Consider the following 22,699-nt stretch of genomic DNA (forward strand, 5'->3'; position numbering starts at 1 on the left):
CGCATTACTTCTGAGATCTAACTGTTACCGACAAGGTGAGTTTACGATATTTCTCATCAATATCCATATCTTCGATTAAATCTAAGACTGGGAAACCGTCTTTATGGAAGTGAACACGTCTAAAGCCACTGCTCCGGGGGCCATCTTTGCCAACTCGTGCATGATAGGTATTCCAGATCAGCCCCTCATCATCTTCAACATACGCATTGTGTCCAGGACCACACTCCCCTTTTACTGAAGCAGATGTTAATAATGGATAATGACTTCTGCTCCAATTACTTGGTTCTAATAAATCTGCCTGTTTATCAATCGTTAGCATACCAACACAATAAGTGTAATCGACTAACGCACTTGAAGTCGTTAACATTAACTGATCGCCGACAAACAATGGATATGGTCCTTCTTCAACAAAGACATGATTATTTGCCCAGCTAAAGTCCGGCTTTGACAATAGCACTTGATCGCTTATTAGCTGCCACGGCTTATCTGGATTAATTTCGCCGATATAAATCCAAGAACCCAAATCATTAGGTACAAGATCACGCTGTGCCCAAGCAACATAGTGCCGATCCTTTGCTGTAAAATAAGTCATATCAAGCGTTAACCCTTTTTCGCTTAATACTTGACCATACTGATCCAAAAACGGGATCGGTTCTTCCCAATCATTTTTGTTACATAAATCTCCGCCCTTTTTCAACTTCATCACGTGTGATCTTATTTCTGAAAACCCTTTCGGACTACTTGCCAAGAATATATAGAGGTCGTCTCCTACCTTATGAAACTCTGGCGCCCAAAAAAATTGAACCAAGTGATTATACATCTTCGTGTTAATAATCTCGTACTCAGGGGCTGTGACCAAATCTGCCATTGTCTGTGCTCTTCTAATCGAGAGGCTATTATTTCCATTCGCATCATTTGTTGCGATAAAATAATAGGCATCGTTAAACTTAAAAACACATGGATCAGCCCGATCAATACTAATTGGAAAGTAAAAAGATGGCTGCTCTACCTCACCGGTAATCGTATATTCGCCATCTTGTGTTATATCGATGGAACGCGTATCCCATTTTATTGATCGGATCACTGACGTATCATCACTGTATAAATACTCAGCCTTAACTTGCTTTAATTCATCTAAAGTCCCAATAACTGCTTTTTCCGGTATATTCACACCAATATTTTGTGGTACAGTTAAACGTTCAATTAATTTATCAAAAGTAGCCCTTGAAATGTCAATACGATTGACCGGTTGTGCTCCCTTAATATGGGTAGTCAAAACATCAACGCTGAATGGAGGTGTTGATGTAGGTTTTACATCAATTTCATCAAGATCGGAAAAGAGTGCTTCATAATTTTCGTTCGATTCATCACACCATTTTAGGCAATACTGCTTCTCCTTAGCTAAATAGGTACATGTTATATAGTGGATATGTTTATCACTTTTTAAATCGACTAATCCATGCTCCCTAAAGTTAAGGAAATCAACAGTTGTAAAGAGCAGAACCTTTCCTTTACTTTCTAAATCTGGTGTACCATCAGGCTCCGTTCTAATCGCAACTATACCATAGCCCACCTGCTCAGCTAATTCAAAAATGAAAGGCTGTGTTAAACATTTTGCATTTAGCGTTCGGTTCTCATTTTCAGTTGCTCTGGCAAATAGCACACCAGTATTATGATTAAATGCCTGAAATTCTTGACCATCAACACTGTAAGCAAGATGCATGCTGTTAGCCAGCTTTTCTCCATAAATCCCTTCTGGTTTACGTGTATAGGATAAAAGTTGAAATGATTTTTTCGAATCCATTTAAACGCTTTCACTCCTTTTGATTTAATAGATCCATTATAATAAGAGAGTTGACACAAAACCATGATTTATTATAACTTTAAATTGATATATTCTAACCTTAAGGAGTGGGTTGAGCTATGGAGAAGATTTTTTTTGCTGATCATCATGCAGAGCATAATGCCGATTTTATCTTTCACCTACCAAGTGGTCACAACTGTTGGCTTCTCGTTTTAACTAAAACAGCTGCAAGCTTTCAAGTAGATGGAAAGATGAAACAATATGGTGAAAACCATGTGATCTTGTTTCATCCAGATCAGCCGATTAAATACCAGGCTTGTACTGATCACTATATAAATGGTTGGATTAGATTTAATCTGGAGAGCCTCTTTTTTGATCAAAGTCAACTCAACTATGGTGTTCCCCTTTATATGAATGATCAACAAGCTTGCCATCAACTCACTAAATTGATTGCCCATGAACATCAGCATGGTAATAAAAGTGTCGCCATTCACTTGCTCAAGGGTTTACTATGTAAACTTATGTACAGCCACGGTACAACAGGGAAAGATTTAGCGATTAAATTTAATGAATTACGCCAAGAGATAAAGGTCAACCCAGGCTTTCCGTGGACGATTACATACATGTCTAGGCTAATGAATTTAAGTGAAGGATACTTTCACCGCACCTATAAAAAGCTTTATGGTAGATCATGTATGACAGATGTGATCGAGATACGCTTAAACCATGCTGCAAATTTACTAAAAACAGGTAAATTTAGAATTAATCAAATTGCCTACCAGTGTGGTTATAAGAATGTCGAGCATTTTTCAAGACAATTTAGAGATAAATTCGGCATTTCCCCTGCCTATTTCAAAAAAATCGTACCACCTTTGTAAAAAATCTTCGATAAGTCGATAGTAAAGCAACAATAATCCATATACATGCAACATTAAGCTATAGCAAGAAGAAAAGGGTTCTGTTTTAATCAAGGTATTAAAACAGCCTTATTTGTACACGGCTTAAATAGAAAGGTGGATTTTTGTTTATGACACAGGATCATTTATTAGGTTTAAAACCTGCTTTAGGTTGGAACTCTTGGAATACGTTTACATGGGATATTAACGAGCAGCTCATTCGTGATGTAGCAGACCGATTCGTTTCTGAAGGGTATAAAGATGCTGGTTATACGTACATTGTCATTGATGATTGTTGGAGTTTAAAGGAAAGAGATTCGGATGGAAATTTAGTTCCTGATCCAGAAAAATTCCCAAGTGGTATGCGCGCGCTTGCCGATTATATTCATGATAAAGGTTTGAAGTTTGGCATGTATTCATGTGTGGGAACGCACACATGTGCGGGTTATCCAGGTAGCTTTGAGCATGAATTTCAAGATGCAAAACAATTGGCGGAATGGCATGTCGACTTTTTAAAATACGATTACTGTTTTAAACCAAGACAGATTTCAGGCGAACTCCTATATAAACGGATGAGCCTTGCCCTTAAAAACTGCGGGAGAGATATCTTATTTTCAGCATGTAACTGGGGCGAGGACAATGTTTATCAGTGGATTCGTGAGTCTGGCGCTCATATGTATCGCTCGACAGGTGACATACAAGATAGTTGGGAATCGATTAAGAACTTAGCACTCTCCCAGCTGGACAAAGCATGCTATACGGGCTCTTTTTGTCATAATGATATGGATATGCTCGTTGTTGGTATGTATGGTGGGAGTAATAACAATTTTATTGGCCATAAAATTGGCGGTTGTACTGATAATGAATATAAGACCCACTTTTCGTTATGGAGTATGATGGGTTCTCCACTTATGATCGGCTGTGATATTCGTGATGCCAATCAAGTAACAAAGGATATCCTACTTAATCAAGAATTACTAAAGATTAATCAGGATTATGAAGGAAGAGGCGCATATCGAATCAAACCAGAACCACAATGGTTCCATACAGGTGATGTTTTTATGCTTGTAAAGGTGCTATCTGATGGTGATCTTGCTATTGGCTTCTTTAATTTAAGCGATAGTCAAAGAGAAATATCTTTGCAATTCTGGGATTTAGGTCTTCCTTATGCATCTGGTTTTTCCTTAGAGTTGTTTGATTGCTGGGCACATAAAAATCTTGGTAAGTTTACGGAAAGATTTAATCCTGTTGTCCCAGAACACGATTGCTTAATTGTAAGAGCAAAGGTGGTCAAATAAAGTGAGCAGTGATCGATCTTGTCGAAACTGCCGTGTACCGCTTCGAACAGATGATGTTGCGATCTATTTAAAGCTCGTTTCTAGAAACGCAAAGGATTTTGTTTGTATCGATTGTCTGGGTGAGCAACTAAACTGCGGACGCGAACCGATTGAAAAGCTCATTAAGTATTATCGAGACTCAGGAATGTGTGTATTGTTTCGTTAGATTCCAAGCGCAACGTCATATACGCTGAAGGTGTATATGATGTTGCCTTTTTAAAAACTCTCGAAAAATACAATGGGTCTTTATAGCCTACAGAATAGGCTATTGATTTAATCGACAGGTCAGATGACCTTAATAGTTCACATGCTTGTTGAACTCTATAGCGCGTTAAATATGTTGAAATTGACATGCCTGTTGCTTCTTTAAATAAGCGGAATAAGTAGCTTCGCTCGATTTTAACTGCATCTACAATATCCGATACTCTTAGTGTACTCTTCCAATAATGTCGATGAATAAAGGTTTTGGCTTGACTGGCATAATCAACTTGATTAATGAAAACCTCTTTAGGATAGTATTCCATATAATAGGACAATAACAAGCGTAGCTTTGCTTCACAACGTAATTTAATATAAGCATCCATGCCCATGTCCTTATCAATTTCAAAAAAAGACTTTAGGTTTAGCGGTGACGCTGATGCCACTGGATGATAGGCTGTTAGACTAGTCATTTCCAATAAGTTCGTCGCTTCCTCACCATTAAACTCAACCCACACATATTCCCAGGGGTCTTGAGGATCTGGATAATAATAGATTTCCATATATGGAAAGATAATAAAGCTTTCTCCTTTTTCCAATAGAAATGTACCCTCTCTAGTCCGAAGTATCCCTTTCCCATTTACGATGTAATGCAGTGCATAAACATCCCGTACACCTGGTCCCCATTTATGCAAATTTACTGGTTTATGACCATAGCTAATAAAAATCAAACGATTGTTTACATGTGAACCATTCAGAGTATTAGATTCATTCTCTGGAAATAGCTGTCTCACGCTTATATTCTCCTCTCCATTAAGCTCGTTATATGATTTCCCTTCCAGTTGATAACTGATATTATCCTATTTTTATCAAAATCACAAGATTAGTCATACAATTTCGGTCCCTCTTGAAGTAAAATAACAGTAATCGCAATACGCACAACCAAAGTGGAGGTTAAGCATTGGTGCTACCTTTGCTATCCTCATATCTTTAAAACTTGTATTTAAACCAATAGCTACCAGTGCGGCAATCATTACGGCAAAGGTTACACCGGGAATAAATGAAAGATATGCTTTATATATTGATATTGACAACATACCTAACTCCCTTTAATTATATCAGTTGCAATGGATAATATTAAGTGCTGTTCCTTTAGTTAACGGCAATAAAAATAAGCTTGTTGAGTATTTACAGAAGGTTATCTAATAATGGACACGATATTCTCACTTTATAGCTCAGTAGGAAATGAAAGAATAAATCTCAGTTTAATTTCAGAATATACTAATTCACACACCCCAATATTTACAAGTCGTTTAAAACGATAGATGAAATTCTTCTCGCTGTCTTAAAAGATCCTCCTCTCTTTTTAATTAATCTTAATCGCTTACATAAAGTATAAAAAATAAATAATTTAGCAGATTAAACACAGAATAACATATTTTAATAAAGCGTTAACATGTTGTTATAGAAAGAAATACATGAAATGAGCTATTTTGAGTGATACTGATTATATAGGAGGTGTGAAAGATGGCTAAAGACGTGAAATGTGAGGTAAACAATTGTAAGTACTGGACGGATGGGAATAGATGTGATGCTAGTGTCATTTATGTTGTAAGCCATACTGGAAAAAGTGCTGCCAATGAAAAAGAAACAGACTGTCAAACGTTCGACCGAAGTTTCTAAAACGCTCAAACTTTTTCCAAAGCAGACAGGATTTTCTACCATCGATCCTCTCCTTCTTTAATGGCCCTGGGAATCAATACGTAAACACTATTCTGTTCTTGTTCTACTAACGAAGAGCGTTAATGGAATAAGCAAATATTATAAAAATGGGACTTCCATAAATTATGGGGTTCCATTTTTATATGTAATATCAACATTAAACTTTAACAGAGCCATTATAATAACAAGCGACGTTGGGAAGTATAAAAGAGTTGAAGCAACTGATTTCAGAACGTGAAAAGTTGCTGAAGTTAGATGATTAAAGCCCCGTTAATTCGGGACTCGTCTATTCGCTTTTTTTGATTTTTCTCTTGAATAAAGATATATATTAAACAAAATACCTAAAATACTAATAAATCCAGATATAATAAAAATCAAATTGGCTGTTTTTATCCATCCAATAACAGAAGTTATCAACATACATATTATTATTATATATGAACTCGTAATTATTACATTAATGAGTGTGTTATTAATGTTTTTATTATTCATCATAGCCTCCCTTAACTAATGTTATTGGAACGTAGTAGCCAGCATAACATATAAAAACTGGTAAATATACACTCTTAAAGAGACTTTTTATTTCCGTATTATTACAAGAACAGAGAAATGCAGAGATCTAAAAATTCCCTTCACCAACGGCAAATAGTATACAACCCAAATTAAAAGGAACCCTAACGTTTCCAAACGGAAATCTTAGGGTTCCTGTCATAATTTATATCACACCAACACTTCACTATGTATTGGTGGAGACGGTGGGATTCCAATATTAGGTAAAAATATATTATTAATAAGTGACTAAAACGTTGCTAAATCAACATTTGTGATTATCCGCTAGAAATGCAGTAAACACATGTTTTTACCCGTATTGTATCATTTTTGTATCACAAATCATGACAGCAATGTGGGCATAAATGGACTTGGCAGTGATGTGAATATTTAATTAAATATTGAAAATAAATGTTGTAATTTTACAATTATTAAGTATAATAAATTGTATTGCATTAATTAGGAGGTGATTTACATGAACTTTGAAAGACTTATTTTAACGGAATCAAATGAGTTTTATAGAGTTTCTTTTGATTATAAGAGTTTAGCTTACATAATGATGGTAGATACTTTAAAGCCAACTCCAAAAGCTTATATGCAAGCTGTAATGAATGAAGATGAGGAACCAGCAGATAATTTTATTGACGTAAGAGTCGGTACATGTAAAAAATTGTCTGAAGATGAGAGATCAAAGATAAGAATCTTTGTAGACAATTTAATTTCGTATAAGCCAAACCTAGATTATTCAATAGAATTTTTTGATCTGAAAGAAGATGTGTACATTGGCCAAGCAACTGAACAGGAGTTACATAAATTTTTAAGTGAGATAAATGACGCTTTTAACACCTCTATTTCATTTTCCTTCTCTACTATAAATAATTTAATTCAAAAATAGAAATTAATTGATAAGGAGATAAAATGTGAAGAAATATAAAAAGTATTTTATTTTATTATTAACAACAATACTATTATTTTCGTTTTTTTTACCCGTTATCGTAGAAGCGGGCTCGAGCGTTTATGTTGACCTAGGAAATGGCTGGAAAGCAAGAATTGATGCACCACATGAAAAAAAGACAGGAAAATATCATGGTCACGTGTTTAATCCCAAAGGTGTTCAAAAGGGAGTTGAAAATGTTGATGGGACAAAGCACGATGGTAAAACCTTTAAAGACGTTCCGAAAAAGAGAGTTGAAAATCTAAAAAAATCAAAAGAATGGAAAAAAGCTGTAGAAAAAAACAAAGTTATGCAACAGCAACGGACTAAGTTGACATGGAAAAAATTTCTATCTTGGTGTGCGAAAAATCTAGTTATATCATAAAATTAACTTGGTTTTAGTCTTTCCATCGACGCCATAGGGTTTTAAACTTTGATGATATTATCAATATCGAATTAATATGACAGCTAAAAAGCTGTCTTTTTTTATAAATATTTTGTTAAAAATCAATTAAACCTATTTACTTTTTTGAATAGATATAGTATAATTAACTTATCAAATCAAGGAGGTGAACATGTGGATGTAGAGAAGATAATAGCGACATTCGCTCTGCTAGCAGGAGCTTTCAAGGCAATTGCTTCCGGTATGAAGGATTTACACGACATATCAACAGAGCGAAAAAAGCAAAAGCGACGTCCTCCCACCAAGAAGAAACGTCGCAAGTAACAGACGGGAAGGGTAAAACCTTCCCTCAATAAAATTATATCACATCCACTATACTATGTTAAAAAAATTTGGTTATAGTAATGTCATGGTGTTATGTATGGGTGTTTTAATCATGGTTATTTTCGTAGACTTTAATAACCCTAGCGCTGTTGATATTCTCATGATTTCCCTTTTTTCCTTAACTATACTGGTCTATATATTTAAGTTATGCATGCAAATATTTAAGAGGTGGTCAAAGTGAAGTATCAATTTAAAACAACGGACGAATTGCTTGATTTTTTAAATGAAAATCTATTGTCCACTGTAGAAACAGCTGAATTATTAGGGGTGTCTAAAGCTAGGGTTGGACATATGGTCAAGGACGGTAAACTACTACCGGCCAATGATCAACCAAAAGTGTTTTTGAAGGAAAGTGTTATGGAAAGAAAGTTAGAACAAGAGAAATTACGAAAGAAATACAGACCTTATGATGAGTAAAGCCCCGAATTAACGGGGCTATTTTTTTTGCAGGAATTTTGTGGATTAATGTCGAATATAGTATTCTTAGAGATATTATAGGAGTGAGTATTATTTGCGACAGAAAACCAAAAACAAAAAAGCTAAAAGATTTATGAAATTTGAAAAAAAAGCTAAAAAGGAGTTAGATCAACTTATACAGGAGTTTAAACTCGAGTTCTTTTTCCTTCCTGAAAGAGAAGTTTATCATAAAGTCTTAATTTATTTGAATCAGATACAAGCACGATTAGATCATAGTGATTCAAAAGCATTTTTGATGCCTATTTTCACTAGTATCATAGGATCATTTATAATCTTATACTTTTTAAATGATAACGATAATATATTCGAACCATTTACACACCTATTTCAAGAAATATGGTCTCATCAAGGAATTCTTTTAGTGAAAATTCTTTTAACGTTGTTAGGGCTAATCGGTGGATTTGTAACTGCTTTTTTAGCAATGTTTCCAGTATTATTAATACCGTTGATAGTATTTTTAAAAGACCGAAAAGAAAGTAGTATGAATCTCTTAAAAATAGAGATACTAATAAAACTGATTGAAGATTAATTAGCCCCTCACTAACCAGTGAAGGGCTTATGGTACTTTTCTTTTAAAGAAACAATATAATCCATAATTTTAACAATCTCTTCATCGTTCGAATCATTATTAATTTTATTTAGAATTGAATTGTTCCACAGTCTTAACATTATGATCTTTTTATAAATATCCCATCGCAAACCACTCTTGAATTGCAGCGTAACACTATAGTTATTGATTTTCTTTGTTATAACTCTGTGAAATTTGACACGCCAAATTTTTATATCCTTGATGAGTAACATACCCAACAACGGATAATCATCTTCATTGAAATACCTTAAAAAAAGTATTAATTGTCCTATGTATCGTTCCATGTACCATAAGTACACAGATGTTTCACAGTCCAAATTTTTTTCATGCTTTGACCTAGCCTCTTGGATACTAGCTAAAAAACTCAAAACACTTTCCTTACTATTAAATATAGAAGGATACGCTTCGTTTCCTCCAAACATATCCACCTCTTCTTCAGAACGTTCAACTCCATTCACTATATCGTATCTTTCTATGACTGACGCTTCAATTTCAATTTCGCGTACTTCCAACAAAGCTTTAATTATCTTATCACCAATTATATTTTGAAACTTCATCCTTTGTTCATTTTTTAATTTTTTCTTGTAAAAAAAATGAGTGATTGTAGCACCAATACCACTGCTAAGAATAATTAAAATCAGCTCATTATTTAGTGTTATTTCAAGAAAACCCTTCATTAAAACACTCCTTTTACGTCTATAAATGTTATTATTCGACGTAAAAGGAGAAGGTTCCTGTTATGATTATTGATTCGATGATTTTACTTAACTCTAATTTTCTGACCAGGCTGAATAATAAATTTTGGTCCTTTAACCTGTGGATTAAGCTGCTTAATTTTGCTTAAGCTAATACCATAATTTTCAGCAATCACGCTTAAACTATCACCTAATTTGACAGTATAATGCTTAATATCAGAGCCACCGTTAATCTTTAGATTTTGACCAACTGTAATTAAATTTGGATTGCTGATGTTGTTGTCACTAGCAAGCTTATTAACTGTTGTGCCGTAACGTTGAGCTATAGCAGACAATGTATCGCCTGACCTAACTGTATAGGTTGTAGACCTGTTACCTGTTGATTGAGTAGCTTTTTTCTTTAACCCCAAAATCTTAACCAATCCGCTGACATGGCCATCTGCAATCTTGTCTAAAAACGCTGCTGATTTTAGGTTATTGGCATCTGTTGCATTATCAATAAATCCATTTTCTGTCAATACAGCCGGCATGTTTGTTTGTCTTAACACTGCAAAGTTAGCTGACTTTTTACCGCGATTGTTAAAGCCTGTTGCGCTAACATTAGCCTTGTTTAACTCGTCTTGGTTATCTCTTGTTGCTTGCGATACATTACCGTTAAAGATAAAGTCCTCGTAACCAGTACCGCCACCAGCGTTAATATGGATCGATACAAAGTAATCAGCACCCCAGTCATTAGCGTCCTTAGCGCGGTTAGTCAGCGATACAAACGTATCATTGGTACGACTTAACTTAACTTGTACATCGTTATAATCGCCTAGTTTAGACTGGATTCGCTTTGCAATGTCTAAAACGATATCCTTCTCCTGCAATCCATTAGCAACCGCTCCTGGATCTTTACCGCCATGTCCTGGATCAATGAATATTTTTGTCATGTTAAATCTCTCCCTTTATATAAATTAAAAAGACGCTCATTGAGCGCCTTAATTTTGGTTATTAAATTTTTTAACTATAGTGAAGTTTTATGCCGCTTAATCACACCATCTTGTATAATTGGACTACTGCTCAATTCTATCTTTCTTTGTTCGAAATATTTCATCGAAGTCAGCAAAAATAAATATACCATCGCAAATCCATACTTCATTATCTCTTGATCACTTAATGGTGCATCTATTCCAGAAGGCGTTGTGACAGGTCTAACTATTTCCGTTATATAAGAAAGAGTATATGGAGTATAAGGGTTATTTTGATCTCTCATATATCTTCGAGCCAAGCCGCGGCTTAACGAGTCAAAGCCATCCCATCTTACAACTGGTTGCTTTGCATACAAACTTAAAGAGTCCGCAAATAAATCTCTAATTTTCTCAGTCGGATACTGACCGTTACCCACAATAAGGTTGTGACCATGACTGCCATCCATTCCTCTTCGAAACAAATGAATATCATAAAATGAGAAGGGCTTTACTTGATCCATCACATTCCGGACATTTCTTGATTCAGCCTGAGAGAAATTATCAAAATCTCTATTAAGATCCACCCCATTAGAATTAAAACGCCCAATATTATTTCCCTCACTATGAGAAGTACGGTCAAATCCATATGGATTGACGACAGGTATATATATGATTCGGTACCCTCTCAATAATCGTGCTCGAAACGATTTGTCTGGGAAAGTGTTATCTCTCAATTGTTCCATAAAACTAATGCTTGATAGTGCTCCCATCCACTCAGTTCCATGCATGCTAGCAATAATTAAGATTGGCGGTTTTCCTTTGGTCCCCATTTCGATTTTGTACATATCGTAATTCCCACTTTGATCTTTACCAATATTACTAACCTCGTCAAATCTTCTGATTCTTTGAACCATTTGGCCATAGGAAGGAAGGGAAAGGTTCCCAGAAAAATCATACGGTATATTAATCATTTTTACACCTACATCTCTCTATAAATTACTTTATAAGTAACGGTATGGTTTGCAGTAGGAGTACCGTTATGTTTAAAAGCCAACCTTGATCCTCCAGGTAAAATCATTGGTGTTTTTAAATTAAATTTATACTGGCTTGAACTTGAATCATAAGCGACTACTTCAAAGTTAGCATGACCATCATTCGAAATTCTAATAGGAGTAGCTATCCACCTAGTACCATTCGGATTTACAGTTTGAAATAACTGCCCCTCATAATTATGGTTAGCATTTGTTGAATCAATGTTTAATACAGGGAAAATATTTGTGCTCGTTACAGTAAACTCCATAAAATCAATTACGATATCCTTATCCCACTCTTCATAAACAACATGAGTTGTATTACTTGTAAAAGTAAGATTCAACTCATTTAATAACTTGACTTGATTACCTAACATAGTATTCACTCCTTTTTAATAAATAAGAACATACGTTCTTATTTATTGTACAATCTAACTTATTATTTGTAAATAAACTTGTAAAAATTTTTTATTATACATCCTCCTTATCACTAAATTCTTCTCTTACTTCTTCTGTAATGCGTTGACTTGTGTCCTCGATATTTCTTAGTTTATTGGCAATATTAGTTGGGACCAGTACACCAACCTCGGCTAAATTTTCAATTATAGACAAACCTTCATTAGCCATATAAAAAAGCACAGTCGCGTATGCAACCATGCCATTTAAACTTAATATCTGATCAATCACGTTGGCCAAGATAATAACCACCAATATAAGCACCTTACGAGCATATCCAAATAGACTTTTACGTGACCACAAGTTATCATTTTTCCATGCTTTGAAAATACCCGTTACAATGTCTAAGGCCATCAGTAACAACAACAAATGCAAAAACTTAACATCACCAAATAAGTAAAATCGCGCAGCTTCTAAATGTTCCAAATTAACAACCTCCATTTTCTTTTCATCTCCTTGTTTTTCATAATGTAAAGACCCCCTCTATGTGTATTTGGGTATAAAAAAGACACCTCTTAATGAGATGCCAGTGTATTAATTACATATAGCGCGCCTAAATGTTAATATTTCCCCACTTATTTTTCCTATGTGCTTCTATGTGGCTTTCGATACTAGTTAATATTTTCAAGTAATCATCTACTAGAAATTCATGGTTATTTTCATCAATTTCTTCATAATAATCACACTCTTCTACCTTACGGTCAATTGACCTAATGAGTGAAGCTACATCAGAATGAATCAAATGATAATTATTAAAAAGCTTAGGTCTCATTTCCTCTAAATAAGTATTTAAGTTGAATTCTCTAAGATTACCGTGATGCTCAATTAAAGCAAGCTCACCGTCCAATCTAATAATTTCAGTATAAATCTTTAAAATTTCATTCACATCTTTATCAATTTTAGCTTGTTTTTCTTTTTCCCACTCTTTTTCAAATAAATCCACTTGGGATTTCCTTGAGATATACCCCCCAATAAATGTGGCAAATAGCACCCCAACTACAGGTAAAATATCTTTTAAGAATTCTAAAATAAGCATTCAATCCACCCTCTTTCACGTCTATATCTACTTTCGACAAGAAGGGACAAAAGTCCTGCATAAAAAATACGCCCTACTCGGCGCTTGGTTCCAATTCTCCTTTAATAAAAACGTTACCTTTTTCATCAATTTTGATATTTCCTAGTTCCAACGCAACATCACCTCCTCATAATAGAAAAAAATGATTTGAAATCGATCTATTCAGTACTGTCATTAGTATTTTTCAACTGTTCGATTTCTTGTTTGATCCGCTCGTTTTCCTCTGATAATACAGCGACTTTTTTGTTCGCCTGAGCTAATTGTTGTGCGTACTCTGTACTCAGATTGTCGATTATTTTATTTACGTCTTGATTCATCATTCCGCCTCCTCATTATCCTCTGTAACTAACCCCATGTACTCACTCTCATGATTACGTCTCAACCCAAATACCTCAAATACAACTTGTGCAACATCATCCGTTTGGACATCAACATAAAATCCTTTGTCGGTCTTTTGAGTGATTTTAACAGTACAAGGTGTTTGCTCATAAATCCTTACGTAAAACTCACCTGTGATCGTCTCAAGAAACATCTCGTTGATTGTTATAAAATGCTGACCGCTCTCTAGCTCTTTTACGATCATGTCAAAAAACCAGTTTTGCGTGCCCTCGTACGCATACATCAGACGTTTGCCGTAGTTATCTGTCTGCACAGTAGCTGACTTAGTGCCATCGACAGTAAAATTACCTGACACGTTTAAAATATTGTGAAAACGTGCGTTTCCGCTCTGAAAAATCGTAAAAGTATCGTCAAAATTACTACCGTTTTGATGCGATCTTACCTTAAATTCGCCAGCAGACCTGTTGTGATAGAATGTAAAGTGATCGTTCGAGTGCAGACCAATAGTGTGGTTTTTAGGCAAGTTTATTCCATTAGACGTTCCGGACGTGCTTATCAGGTTAATGCCTCCACTCCCGACAATGGTAATTTCGGTAGTTCTTAAATCCTCGGTTCTTAACGAGCTAGCTATTACTTCCCCTGTTAAAGACGCCCACAGACCTGATTCCTGATTGTAAATGACGGGGTAGTTACCCTCAACTAGTTGTAAACCGTCTACTGAAACCCATCGGTTACTTGTGCTTGTGAGCACGACTAATAAAAATTCTATATCTAACATATCGTTAGGTACAGTAAAAGTAAACGAGTGTCTCTCTAAAGTATAATCACTCTTAACTGTTGGGAAGTTGTGGCTGGCTAACAAAGTTCCTATACCACTCGAATCATCCGTTCTGTAAATTTCAACCCTAGGCACGCCTCCGGTCGTTGTATTTATTTGTCTCCGGAAATGACCTGAAAGTGTGTACGATTCTCCACGATTCAACCTCGCAACGTAAGTATGCAACGAGTCACCACTTCTAACACAGGCATTTTTCCTCCCAAAAGGGGAGATCCAATCCTTATCATACCCTGGTTCAACGCCCCCGATCTTTGGATTTCCTTGATGCGGATACCAATAAGTACTCTGAGACAAATCTGTCGACAAATCCGCCCAATTATAAGTTATATTTGCAGTAGACAAGTCGAAAGAACATAATTCAAACGAATGATCTCGTATTAAATTTTCTTTAGAAACTACCGAATACTTTTCGTCTGATTCTGACTCTTTTAAAAAGAAATCTCCATCAATAGCTGTTATACTAACACCGGTTATATCCCCAGCCGTTATCGACCCTAGATTACCTGTAACTGCGGATAACTCAGCAACATCCAATTTATCAGCAGTAACACTGTGTATCTTAGCGCTCGTAATCGTAGCATCTTCGATTTTAGCGTTAGTAATTGCCCCGTTTTCAATTTTCGCATTAGAAATAGCACCGTTTTGTATAGCGGCATTTCCGATAGCTGCATTAGCAATTATTCCGCTTTCTGCCGTTATCGTACCTGTTGCTATTTCATTAGATGTTACGGTATTAGCGTATATATTTCCGCCATCAATGTATGTTGTATCTTCGTATCCCCACAGTTTTAAAGGTGCGTTGTCTGCATAGTCTTGTTGGTCTTCTGGTGCTGGAGTCCAGTCGGTTCGTTTATTTCCTCTTTCCAGTTTTGCTTCTTTATATTCAGATTCATAAGTGACCCCGGTTGGTCTGTTCTGTATGCACAATCTTATATAATACGTTCCTTCTGGTATTACGCTCGTAACTGTAGATAAGCCTTCTTCTCCATTATCGATATCATTTCCATATACATTCAAATGATTTGTATTATCTTCCCTCTCAAATCTAAATCTAACTGCGCCACCAAAGTCTTCGTGCGACTTTAAAAACGCACTAAACGTTATTTCATCCCCGTGTTTTAATCCAACGCTATCAATAGTAATTCTCTCGACAGTTGCGTAAAACGTTGAGTGTTCAGCAACTTCAAATGCGTTGCTAGTTTCTTTTAATAAATTCCTTCCGCCAATCTCTATCTTAGTAGGATTATACCCATCATCAAACTGTACCCCACTGCCAATCTGTATACGCTCAGAGGCAATAACACCGGCGGTAATTTTTTCAGCGTGAATGTTATCTATTTTAGCGTTAGTTACCGCTAAATCTTGAATGGCAGCCGAACCAACGGCAAGCTCAGCGATCTTGGCTTCCGTAATCGCATAGTTTTCAATCTTATTTGTTTCAACAGAACCATCGGCTAGTTTTTCGGCTGTGACCGCTAACTCATCAAGTTTATCGTTTTCAATAGCCCCATTCTGAATTTTAATCGCCGATATAGAATCATTAGCTAACTTTTCCTCATCTACTGCATTATTAGCTAATTTTTCTGTGATAACGGACCCATTGGCTAGTTTTTCCGCTGTAACTGCAAGGTCTGCTAACTTTTCGGCATTAATAGCGCTCATTTCAACGTCAATATCTTGTACTCTGACTGTCTGTGCGCTAACTTCTGACGAATAACCAGACGCTGTACCTCTCGTGTTTACCGCCCTAACTCTGAAAAACCAGATTTCGTTCGTCTCGGCTTCAAACATGATGCTTCCTGCCTTACCACTCCACACTAAATTACTAACAGCAGGTGTAAAACCGGGTGTCTGTGACGCATAAACTTCGTATGACGCAATGGTAGATGAGCTATTGTAATCCCATTTAGCCGATATAACCTTAAAAAAACCTTCCGCTACCACGTTTTGTGGTGTCGATGGCTGATCATCTCTAAAGTTATTATCATCAATCTCAACGTTTTCTACGGCTGTATCTGCGTAATCTTTCGAGTTGCTGTATACAGTTAAATCTCGTTGCTCGATTTCATCTTTATTATACGTATATTCCTGTACTTGAGCGAGACTTACCTTACTAGCTATCTGTTGTTGCATTTGTTGCCAAACTGCATTTACCTCTTCCTCTGTATACTCAACATAATCACCTAAAGTAACTGTCTTTTGCGATACATCAGTGATCGACCTGTCCATTGTATGGATTCGAGCTTCTAAATAAAGAGGTGGACTAAAACTGGTCTCCTTTAGTTTGATCACTTGCCCAAATCTTAGTTGTTTGTTTTCCATGCCTGGTACATGCTCAAGATCGGCGATGGTAGTTTCATAGGATATTAACGCATTAATCTGCTTATCCAACTGTACTTGCGTCAGTTCAGTTAAACGTTCAAGTGAAGGATCTTCGTCAGTAAACTGTGGCTCATACGTTTTAATGATATGCCGGCCGTCTTTACTCCATCGTTGTCGAGCTTCCTCATCCTCGACCAATACTTCTAATCGTGTGCCATCTTCCTGTATTGGACCAAGTCCAACAAGTGCAGTCACTACATCATCAATATTAAAAATACGTCTAATGTTGATTAAGTCTTTACCAAGCGTAATTTCACGACCTTCCCACACGCCGTCTGGTTCAACAAGATCAACATATCGACCTGTTACTCGATTTGCGCTCACTTCAATTCTAAAGCTTAATTCTAAATTAAATAGAGTTGCTATGCGCTTTAAAAACGAATACGGGTTAGTGTGGTTTTCGATTTCTATTGTTCGACTGCCTGTAAATTCAATTACACCTAATTCCCACCCCGTATTAGCAAGCGCAAATTGTCCAGCTGTGGACGCTGTTGCGCCCGATAGTATCTGTGGTGATATGACTTTAGCTGTTTTTAAGGATAGATAACTAGCTGTTGATAAAACTTCGACCTTTTTACCATCTAGGTCAGTAAATTGCTCCACCTGGTTAATTGTAAATTCAACATACCGACCATCTTCGCCTGGGATGATTAAGTGATTACGATCTTCTAAAAATTGACCAAATTCCATACCCGAAAAGGTCATAAATTGAAACGTCTCTAAAGTGTCCTCTAAAGACTTGTGGTGGTTATTGTCTAGTATATTTTTTGATGTGATCACATCAAGCACATGGCTACCGTCTGTTATGTGTATTTGACTCATTTTATCACCTCACTTTATAAATGCCTTGGTCTATATGTGCACTTAGTCGTTAAAATATTATCTGGTTGCTGCACAATCTGGTTGCTGCCTTTTTTTAAGTTAAAGTAGCTGGATCCAAATGTTTTAAGGTCATTTCTCGGCTCCCCATTTAATAAAACATCTTCATTTTTGTGATCAAAAGTGATTTTATCCCCTGCATACGCCACATAAGGAATCTGATAAGCATTGGGGTTATTGACCTTCCACACTTTTAGATCTTTAATCTTCATGGTCGCTGAATTGTGTCCATCGAAAATCCCAATATGAAATTGCACTTGTGCCACAGGCTGCTGAAACTCATTGTTATTATCTTTGTACCGTTGGATGCGCCTTGCATGATGCGTGCCATCAGCTCTTATTTTACCTGCATACAACATCCAATCTTGACCTCTCCGTTCTAATCTTAAAATGCCATCAAAGTCATTCCATAACTCTCCGTAAGCATCACTGTTGGTATCGGATAAAAAGATTAACTGCTGTTGTCTACTATCGTTGCGTAAATATCCTGCTAATCTATTACGTTTCATGTTTTCCCACGCGTCTATAACTCTTAGACTTGCGATCACATTGTTGTTAATATCTAGCAAGGATACGTCAACACGCCCAACTCTATTGCTAGCATTAAATAAATCTACAAGGACATCAATTTTAAAATTTTGTAATTGCTCTGATAGACTTGTTTTTAATGCTGGACCATACCACTTAGCGCTACCTTGTGAGCCGAAACTTTGAGCAATAAAACCACTACCGTCTGACACCATGGATCCAGATACCGTACCAGCATCAACTTGTGTACCTGGTGTCCAGCCGGTTGTTGATGATAGTGGGTTGCTAACGACTAATTCATCTCTGACAAACGGTTCGGTTTGATCGTCTAAAGGCTCACCGATCATCATGTATTCATTATCTGTGTTTTGTAGCATAATAAAAGTTGTATCTTCTTCGACTTCGACCTCAAAAATAGGTTCTGCTTCAGCTGTTCCTAGATTTTCGATGTTTACAAAATCACTTGGAAAAGTAACCTCTTGTTGTGGTCCATAAGCATAAGGATCTGCGCAAACAAAAGTAATTGTTCCTTTACGCTGGTCAGCAAATCGACTAAAATCAGGGATGCCACCATCCACTTTTGCATAATATGTTCGACCAGGCTCATCTGAGAACTGTAACTCTACCGGCTCATCTGTTAGCAACCATGCTGCTAATTGGTTGATTTTATCAAGAGCATCCTGATCATCGGTTACGATAAATCCAATAGGTTGACTAATGTAAAGGACATCAGTAGTGGTTGATTGTATATACGCACCTAAACGACCAGACACTCGCAAAAGATTGTTAGTTACGGGAGCAAAGGGAGATTTCTGACGTCCTTCCAGCAAATACAACCACGGCTTTGTTTCTCCGTTAAATGTCATTTTGATCATGTCGCAAATTGCCCCCTTAATCTATTTGTTGTATCTTGTATCTCAGTAACTACTCTAGCCACCCCTTTACCGACAGCTCTGCTATCCATTTCACTTGTTACATGTACTTCGATAACCACTGGTTGACTTGATGATTGTGTAGCATTATTAAGCTGACTCACAACCCGATTAGCCTCTCCTGTAGGTGACACACCTGTCGCATAACCTGGCACGTTGTTTAACGCGCTAAGGATTGACTTTGTCTCGTCGTGGGTAAACACTTGATAGCCAGCTGGTCTGTTGTATAGACCAAAGTCTAGCAGTTCCCATTTGTCTCCCATACGTCCTAGTTCAATGCCTTGTTCACCAGCTAAAAAATTTCCACCTGGATGGTAGTCAGTACCTGTCGCATAACCAAAGCGTGCAATTTCAGATGATTTGGGTTGTAGGTTTATTGTGCGACTTAGAGGCGAAGTCCAATCAGTATTAAAGCTATCTAACGATGGATTAGCGCTTATTCCAACTTCTTTATCTATTTTTCTCTCTAATGTTGTATTAAGTTCACCAGCTTCGCCTTGTATATCTTTAATAGACTCTTCTTGTTCTTTTAATTTATCAATCTGATTTTGATACTCTTCGGTGGTTAGCTCGTTATCACTTAATTGTTTACGCAGTTCAGACCGTTGCTCACGTAATGCCTCGTTTGCATCCTGTATAGATTTATATGCGTTACCTTTCTCGTCGACAATTCCCTCTTGATATAAGAGCATACTTTCGTACTGTTCCAGCATATTATTATAAGAATCGATCTCTTCATTGACACCATCTAAATTCTCACGTTGTTTTTCAATTTTACCTTCAATTTTTCCAATCTGTTTATCACTAATATCAACAATACCCTCTTGAACCATTAGCTCATTCTCAAGTTCAAGTATTTTCTCGCTAATGACCAAACTGTCTTCTAATGATAAACCCACTTGCTGTTCTCTTAATTCGTTTATCTCAGCACTCAATTCGCGAGTTCGCTCACTAGCCTTAATGTAAGCTTGCGTTTCGCTTTCTTTCTTCTGTTCAAGTTCTATCAATTTCTCTTGATATTTGATTTGATCAGCTAAATTTTTTACATGCTCATCCATTTGCGATGTGATATCAGCATATGATTGATCTATAGCTCGTTGACGTTCTAGGTTACTAAGCTCTCTTAATTCGTCTGATACACCAACATAAGCATTTCCTTGCTCACTAATGGCTTCAACTACCTCTGGATTACGTTCAACTATCGCTTCATTTATTGATAAAAATTCTTCCATTTCCTCGTTTGTAAAACCCGATGCTTCTAAAAGATCTTCTTGTTCTTTTACAAGTGCTGCAATTGCTTTATCAGAATCTGCTTCTTTTAGTTCATCCATAATATCCATGTAACGTAGCATTTCATCAGTCGTTAATTTATTTTTTTCTTGTAACCTCTCATAAGCATCAATAGTCTCATCTAATGCTTGAACCTCTTCGAATCTCTTTTGAATGGCTTGATCAGTTTCGGTAATGCTTTCTTTTGTTTCACGGTTTAGTGCATAAATACCTAAACTAAGAGCACCAACGCCTGCAACAGCCAGACCAACTGGCCCCGTTAAACCTAAAGCGCCTAATTTGCCTAATAGCGCTCCACCTCCAACTTTTCCTAGTACACCTGCCAGTCTTCCGCCGATTTTTACCACTCCACCAATCGCTGTCGTTAAATTCCCCATGACTATGGCTGCAGGACCGACAACTGCTGCTAACCCAGCCATAGTTATAATGGTCCTTTGGGTATCGGAATCTAATTCACCAAATTTCTGTGCTAAATCAGTAGCAAAATTAACGACATCTGTAAAAACAGGGATAAGATGTTCAGCAAATTGCAATGCCAATTCCTGAGTAGCTGATTTCAGTTGTTCTACATTCCCTCTGGCGTTATCTTGCATCGTATCAGCTATATCATTTAACGCACCATCAGCATTTGAAACATTTTCTTTTAGATCAACGTAACCATCATCAAGTTCACTCATCAACGCTTGGAACGTCTTCATGTGCTCTTTTCCAGCAATCATGCTGACATATTGAGCACGTTGCTCATCTGTCATGTCTTGTGTTCGATCTTTGACCAGCCGTAACGTTTCTTCTAATCCGATAAATTGACCATCCGCATCAAAAGCTGATATATTCAATTCTTCTAGCGCTGTACCAGCTCGTCCAGCACCACTCGTTAAGTTGATCATGATTGCATTTAAGCCACGACCCGCTTCACTTCCTTTAATTCCATTATCAGCCATGACTCCTAATAATGCAGTTGATTCAGCAAGTGGTACATTAAATTGATTTAAATTTCCACCAGCTACAAGATACGCTTGCATCAATTGATCAATACTTGTGTTCGATGATCGCGATGCTTCTGCAACGTTGTCCAAATATGCAGGTAAATCCTTGACCTCAATACCTAATGCACTCATCGAGTCCGTTACTAAGTCAGATGCTCGAGCTAAGTCAATGTTACCCGCTTCAGATAACCGTAAAATAGGCTCAAGTCCGTCTAACATTTCTTGCGTTTCCCAACCAGCTAATGCCATGTACCCTAATCCGTCTGCTGCATCAGATGCCGATTTGGTTGTGGTCGCGCCCATTTCACGCGCGGCCGCTTCTAACAATTCTAAGTCACTACCTGTTGCGCCAGAAACTGCTTGTACATTTGACATAGCCGCTTCAAATTCCGTAGCTGTATTCAAAATTAAAGCACCCATCCCGACGATAGGTGCTGTTACTCTCATGGACCAGGACTTCCCGAAACTAGTCATCTTTTTGCCGACATCTTGCATTTTTTGTCCTGCTTTGCCCATCTTGTCAGATAATTGGTTCCATGGATTGGTTTGTTTATTTAACTCATCAGTCACGCCTTTTAATGCATTTTCCGTTTTGTTCATCTCTGCAACAGCTTTTTGATACTCATACATTGCGTCTTGTGTTTCCTTTGAGTTTTCACCTGTTGCCGTTGCGCTTTCTTCATATCGGCGTTTTAATTCTTGCACTTTTCCTTGTTGTAAGTCTAAGGTTCGACTAAGTACATCTTGTTTGCGCCTTAATTCTTCGGTTCCACGAGCAAAACCAGTACCAGATGAGGTGACCGCTTTTTGCTCTTGCTTTAAGCTTTTTAATTGTCGATTGACACCAGCCATCGATTGTTCAAATTGAGCACTATCTAAACTGATTGTCGTTCTTAATGACCCAACATTAGCCATGCGTTCACCTCACTAGATTAATTTGATTTCGTCAATGTAGACCAATTCGACCTCTTCAGATTGATAAAGGCTCAAATAAAAATGGATGTCCATCTCGTCGATTTGACCGA

At 36.8% G+C, this 22,699-nt stretch carries 19 protein-coding genes and 1 pseudogene; 8 read left to right on the forward strand and 12 right to left on the reverse strand.

The window, feature by feature from the left end; all coding sequences use genetic code 11:
* Positions 1-4: 4 nt before the first annotated feature.
* The gene (locus tag B494_RS0101535) at positions 5-1,804 is read right to left on the reverse strand and encodes a family 43 glycosylhydrolase (RefSeq protein WP_017470594.1); all 1,800 of its coding nucleotides are present in this window, start codon (positions 1,802-1,804) and stop codon (positions 5-7) included.
* Positions 1,805-1,923: 119 nt separating this feature from the next.
* Between B494_RS0101535 and B494_RS0101540 the strand changes: the two genes are divergently transcribed.
* Together B494_RS0101540 and B494_RS0101545 are read left to right on the forward strand one after the other, a co-directional pair.
* Positions 1,924-2,682 carry a helix-turn-helix transcriptional regulator gene (locus B494_RS0101540; RefSeq protein WP_017470595.1) on the forward strand — a complete coding sequence of 253 codons (759 nt, stop codon included), beginning with the start codon at positions 1,924-1,926 and terminating at the stop codon, positions 2,680-2,682.
* A 149-nt stretch (positions 2,683-2,831) separates the two neighbouring features.
* Entirely contained in the window at positions 2,832-3,998 is a 1,167-nt protein-coding gene (locus B494_RS0101545; protein ID WP_017470596.1) for a glycoside hydrolase family 27 protein, read from the forward strand.
* A 161-nt stretch (positions 3,999-4,159) separates the two neighbouring features.
* Here the strand turns inward: B494_RS0101545 and B494_RS0101550 are convergent, their stop codons facing one another.
* Complete coding sequence (locus tag B494_RS0101550) at positions 4,160-5,029, reverse strand: AraC family transcriptional regulator (RefSeq protein ID WP_017470597.1); 870 nt, start codon at positions 5,027-5,029, stop codon at positions 4,160-4,162.
* 733 nt (positions 5,030-5,762) lie between these two features.
* Here B494_RS0101550 and B494_RS20360 point away from each other — a divergent pair.
* From B494_RS20360 to B494_RS0101590, 6 genes are all read left to right on the forward strand, one after another.
* Positions 5,763-5,918, forward strand: a complete 156-nt coding sequence (locus B494_RS20360; protein WP_017470599.1) for a DUF1540 domain-containing protein — start codon at positions 5,763-5,765, stop codon at positions 5,916-5,918.
* 1,063 nt (positions 5,919-6,981) lie between these two features.
* Complete coding sequence (locus B494_RS0101570; protein ID WP_017470601.1) at positions 6,982-7,401, forward strand: hypothetical protein; 420 nt, start codon at positions 6,982-6,984, stop codon at positions 7,399-7,401.
* A gap of 25 nt (positions 7,402-7,426) precedes the next feature.
* Positions 7,427-7,825, forward strand: coding sequence for a hypothetical protein (locus B494_RS0101575; protein ID WP_017470602.1), 399 nt, complete (start codon positions 7,427-7,429; stop codon positions 7,823-7,825).
* 192 nt (positions 7,826-8,017) lie between these two features.
* Entirely contained in the window at positions 8,018-8,167 is a 150-nt protein-coding gene (locus B494_RS20910) for a hypothetical protein (protein ID WP_017470603.1), read from the forward strand.
* 237 nt (positions 8,168-8,404) lie between these two features.
* Positions 8,405-8,644 (forward strand): helix-turn-helix domain-containing protein, encoded by a 240-nt coding sequence (locus B494_RS0101585; protein WP_017470604.1) that lies wholly within the window; start codon positions 8,405-8,407, stop codon positions 8,642-8,644.
* A 94-nt stretch (positions 8,645-8,738) separates the two neighbouring features.
* The gene (locus B494_RS0101590; protein ID WP_017470605.1) at positions 8,739-9,233 is read left to right on the forward strand and encodes a hypothetical protein; all 495 of its coding nucleotides are present in this window, start codon (positions 8,739-8,741) and stop codon (positions 9,231-9,233) included.
* A gap of 11 nt (positions 9,234-9,244) precedes the next feature.
* On the opposite strand, the gene B494_RS0101595 is transcribed toward B494_RS0101590, so the two are convergent.
* The 10 genes and pseudogenes from B494_RS0101595 to B494_RS0101640 form a co-directional block, all read right to left on the reverse strand.
* A complete protein-coding gene (locus B494_RS0101595; protein WP_017470606.1) occupies positions 9,245-9,970 on the reverse strand; it encodes a hypothetical protein in 726 nt (241 codons plus the stop codon).
* 83 nt (positions 9,971-10,053) lie between these two features.
* Complete coding sequence (locus B494_RS0101600; RefSeq protein WP_017470607.1) at positions 10,054-10,920, reverse strand: N-acetylmuramoyl-L-alanine amidase; 867 nt, start codon at positions 10,918-10,920, stop codon at positions 10,054-10,056.
* A gap of 74 nt (positions 10,921-10,994) precedes the next feature.
* A complete protein-coding gene (locus B494_RS0101605) occupies positions 10,995-11,909 on the reverse strand; it encodes a DUF2817 domain-containing protein (protein WP_017470608.1) in 915 nt (304 codons plus the stop codon).
* An 8-nt stretch (positions 11,910-11,917) separates the two neighbouring features.
* Positions 11,918-12,346 (reverse strand): hypothetical protein, encoded by a 429-nt coding sequence (locus B494_RS0101610; protein WP_017470609.1) that lies wholly within the window; start codon positions 12,344-12,346, stop codon positions 11,918-11,920.
* 94 nt (positions 12,347-12,440) lie between these two features.
* Positions 12,441-12,866 (reverse strand): phage holin family protein, encoded by a 426-nt coding sequence (locus B494_RS0101615; protein WP_017470610.1) that lies wholly within the window; start codon positions 12,864-12,866, stop codon positions 12,441-12,443.
* Positions 12,867-12,978: 112 nt separating this feature from the next.
* Positions 12,979-13,461, reverse strand: coding sequence for a VIT1/CCC1 transporter family protein (locus B494_RS0101620; protein ID WP_017470611.1), 483 nt, complete (start codon positions 13,459-13,461; stop codon positions 12,979-12,981).
* Positions 13,462-13,658: 197 nt separating this feature from the next.
* Entirely contained in the window at positions 13,659-13,817 is a 159-nt protein-coding gene (locus B494_RS21105; RefSeq protein ID WP_017470612.1) for a hypothetical protein, read from the reverse strand.
* Between the two features lie 3,053 nt (positions 13,818-16,870).
* Positions 16,871-17,881: pseudogene (locus B494_RS21675) on the reverse strand (phage tail spike protein); the annotation flags it as partial.
* A 14-nt stretch (positions 17,882-17,895) separates the two neighbouring features.
* A complete protein-coding gene (locus tag B494_RS0101635; RefSeq protein ID WP_017470614.1) occupies positions 17,896-19,341 on the reverse strand; it encodes a distal tail protein Dit in 1,446 nt (481 codons plus the stop codon).
* Positions 19,338-22,589, reverse strand: a complete 3,252-nt coding sequence (locus B494_RS0101640) for a phage tail tape measure protein (RefSeq protein WP_017470615.1) — start codon at positions 22,587-22,589, stop codon at positions 19,338-19,340. Before B494_RS0101640 ends, B494_RS0101635 begins: the two co-directional genes overlap by 4 nt.
* Between the last annotated feature and the right edge of the window lie 110 nt (positions 22,590-22,699).

The sequence above is a fragment of the Amphibacillus jilinensis Y1 genome, from assembly GCF_000306965.1.
Classification (GTDB): domain Bacteria; phylum Bacillota; class Bacilli; order Bacillales; family Amphibacillaceae; genus Amphibacillus_C; species Amphibacillus_C jilinensis.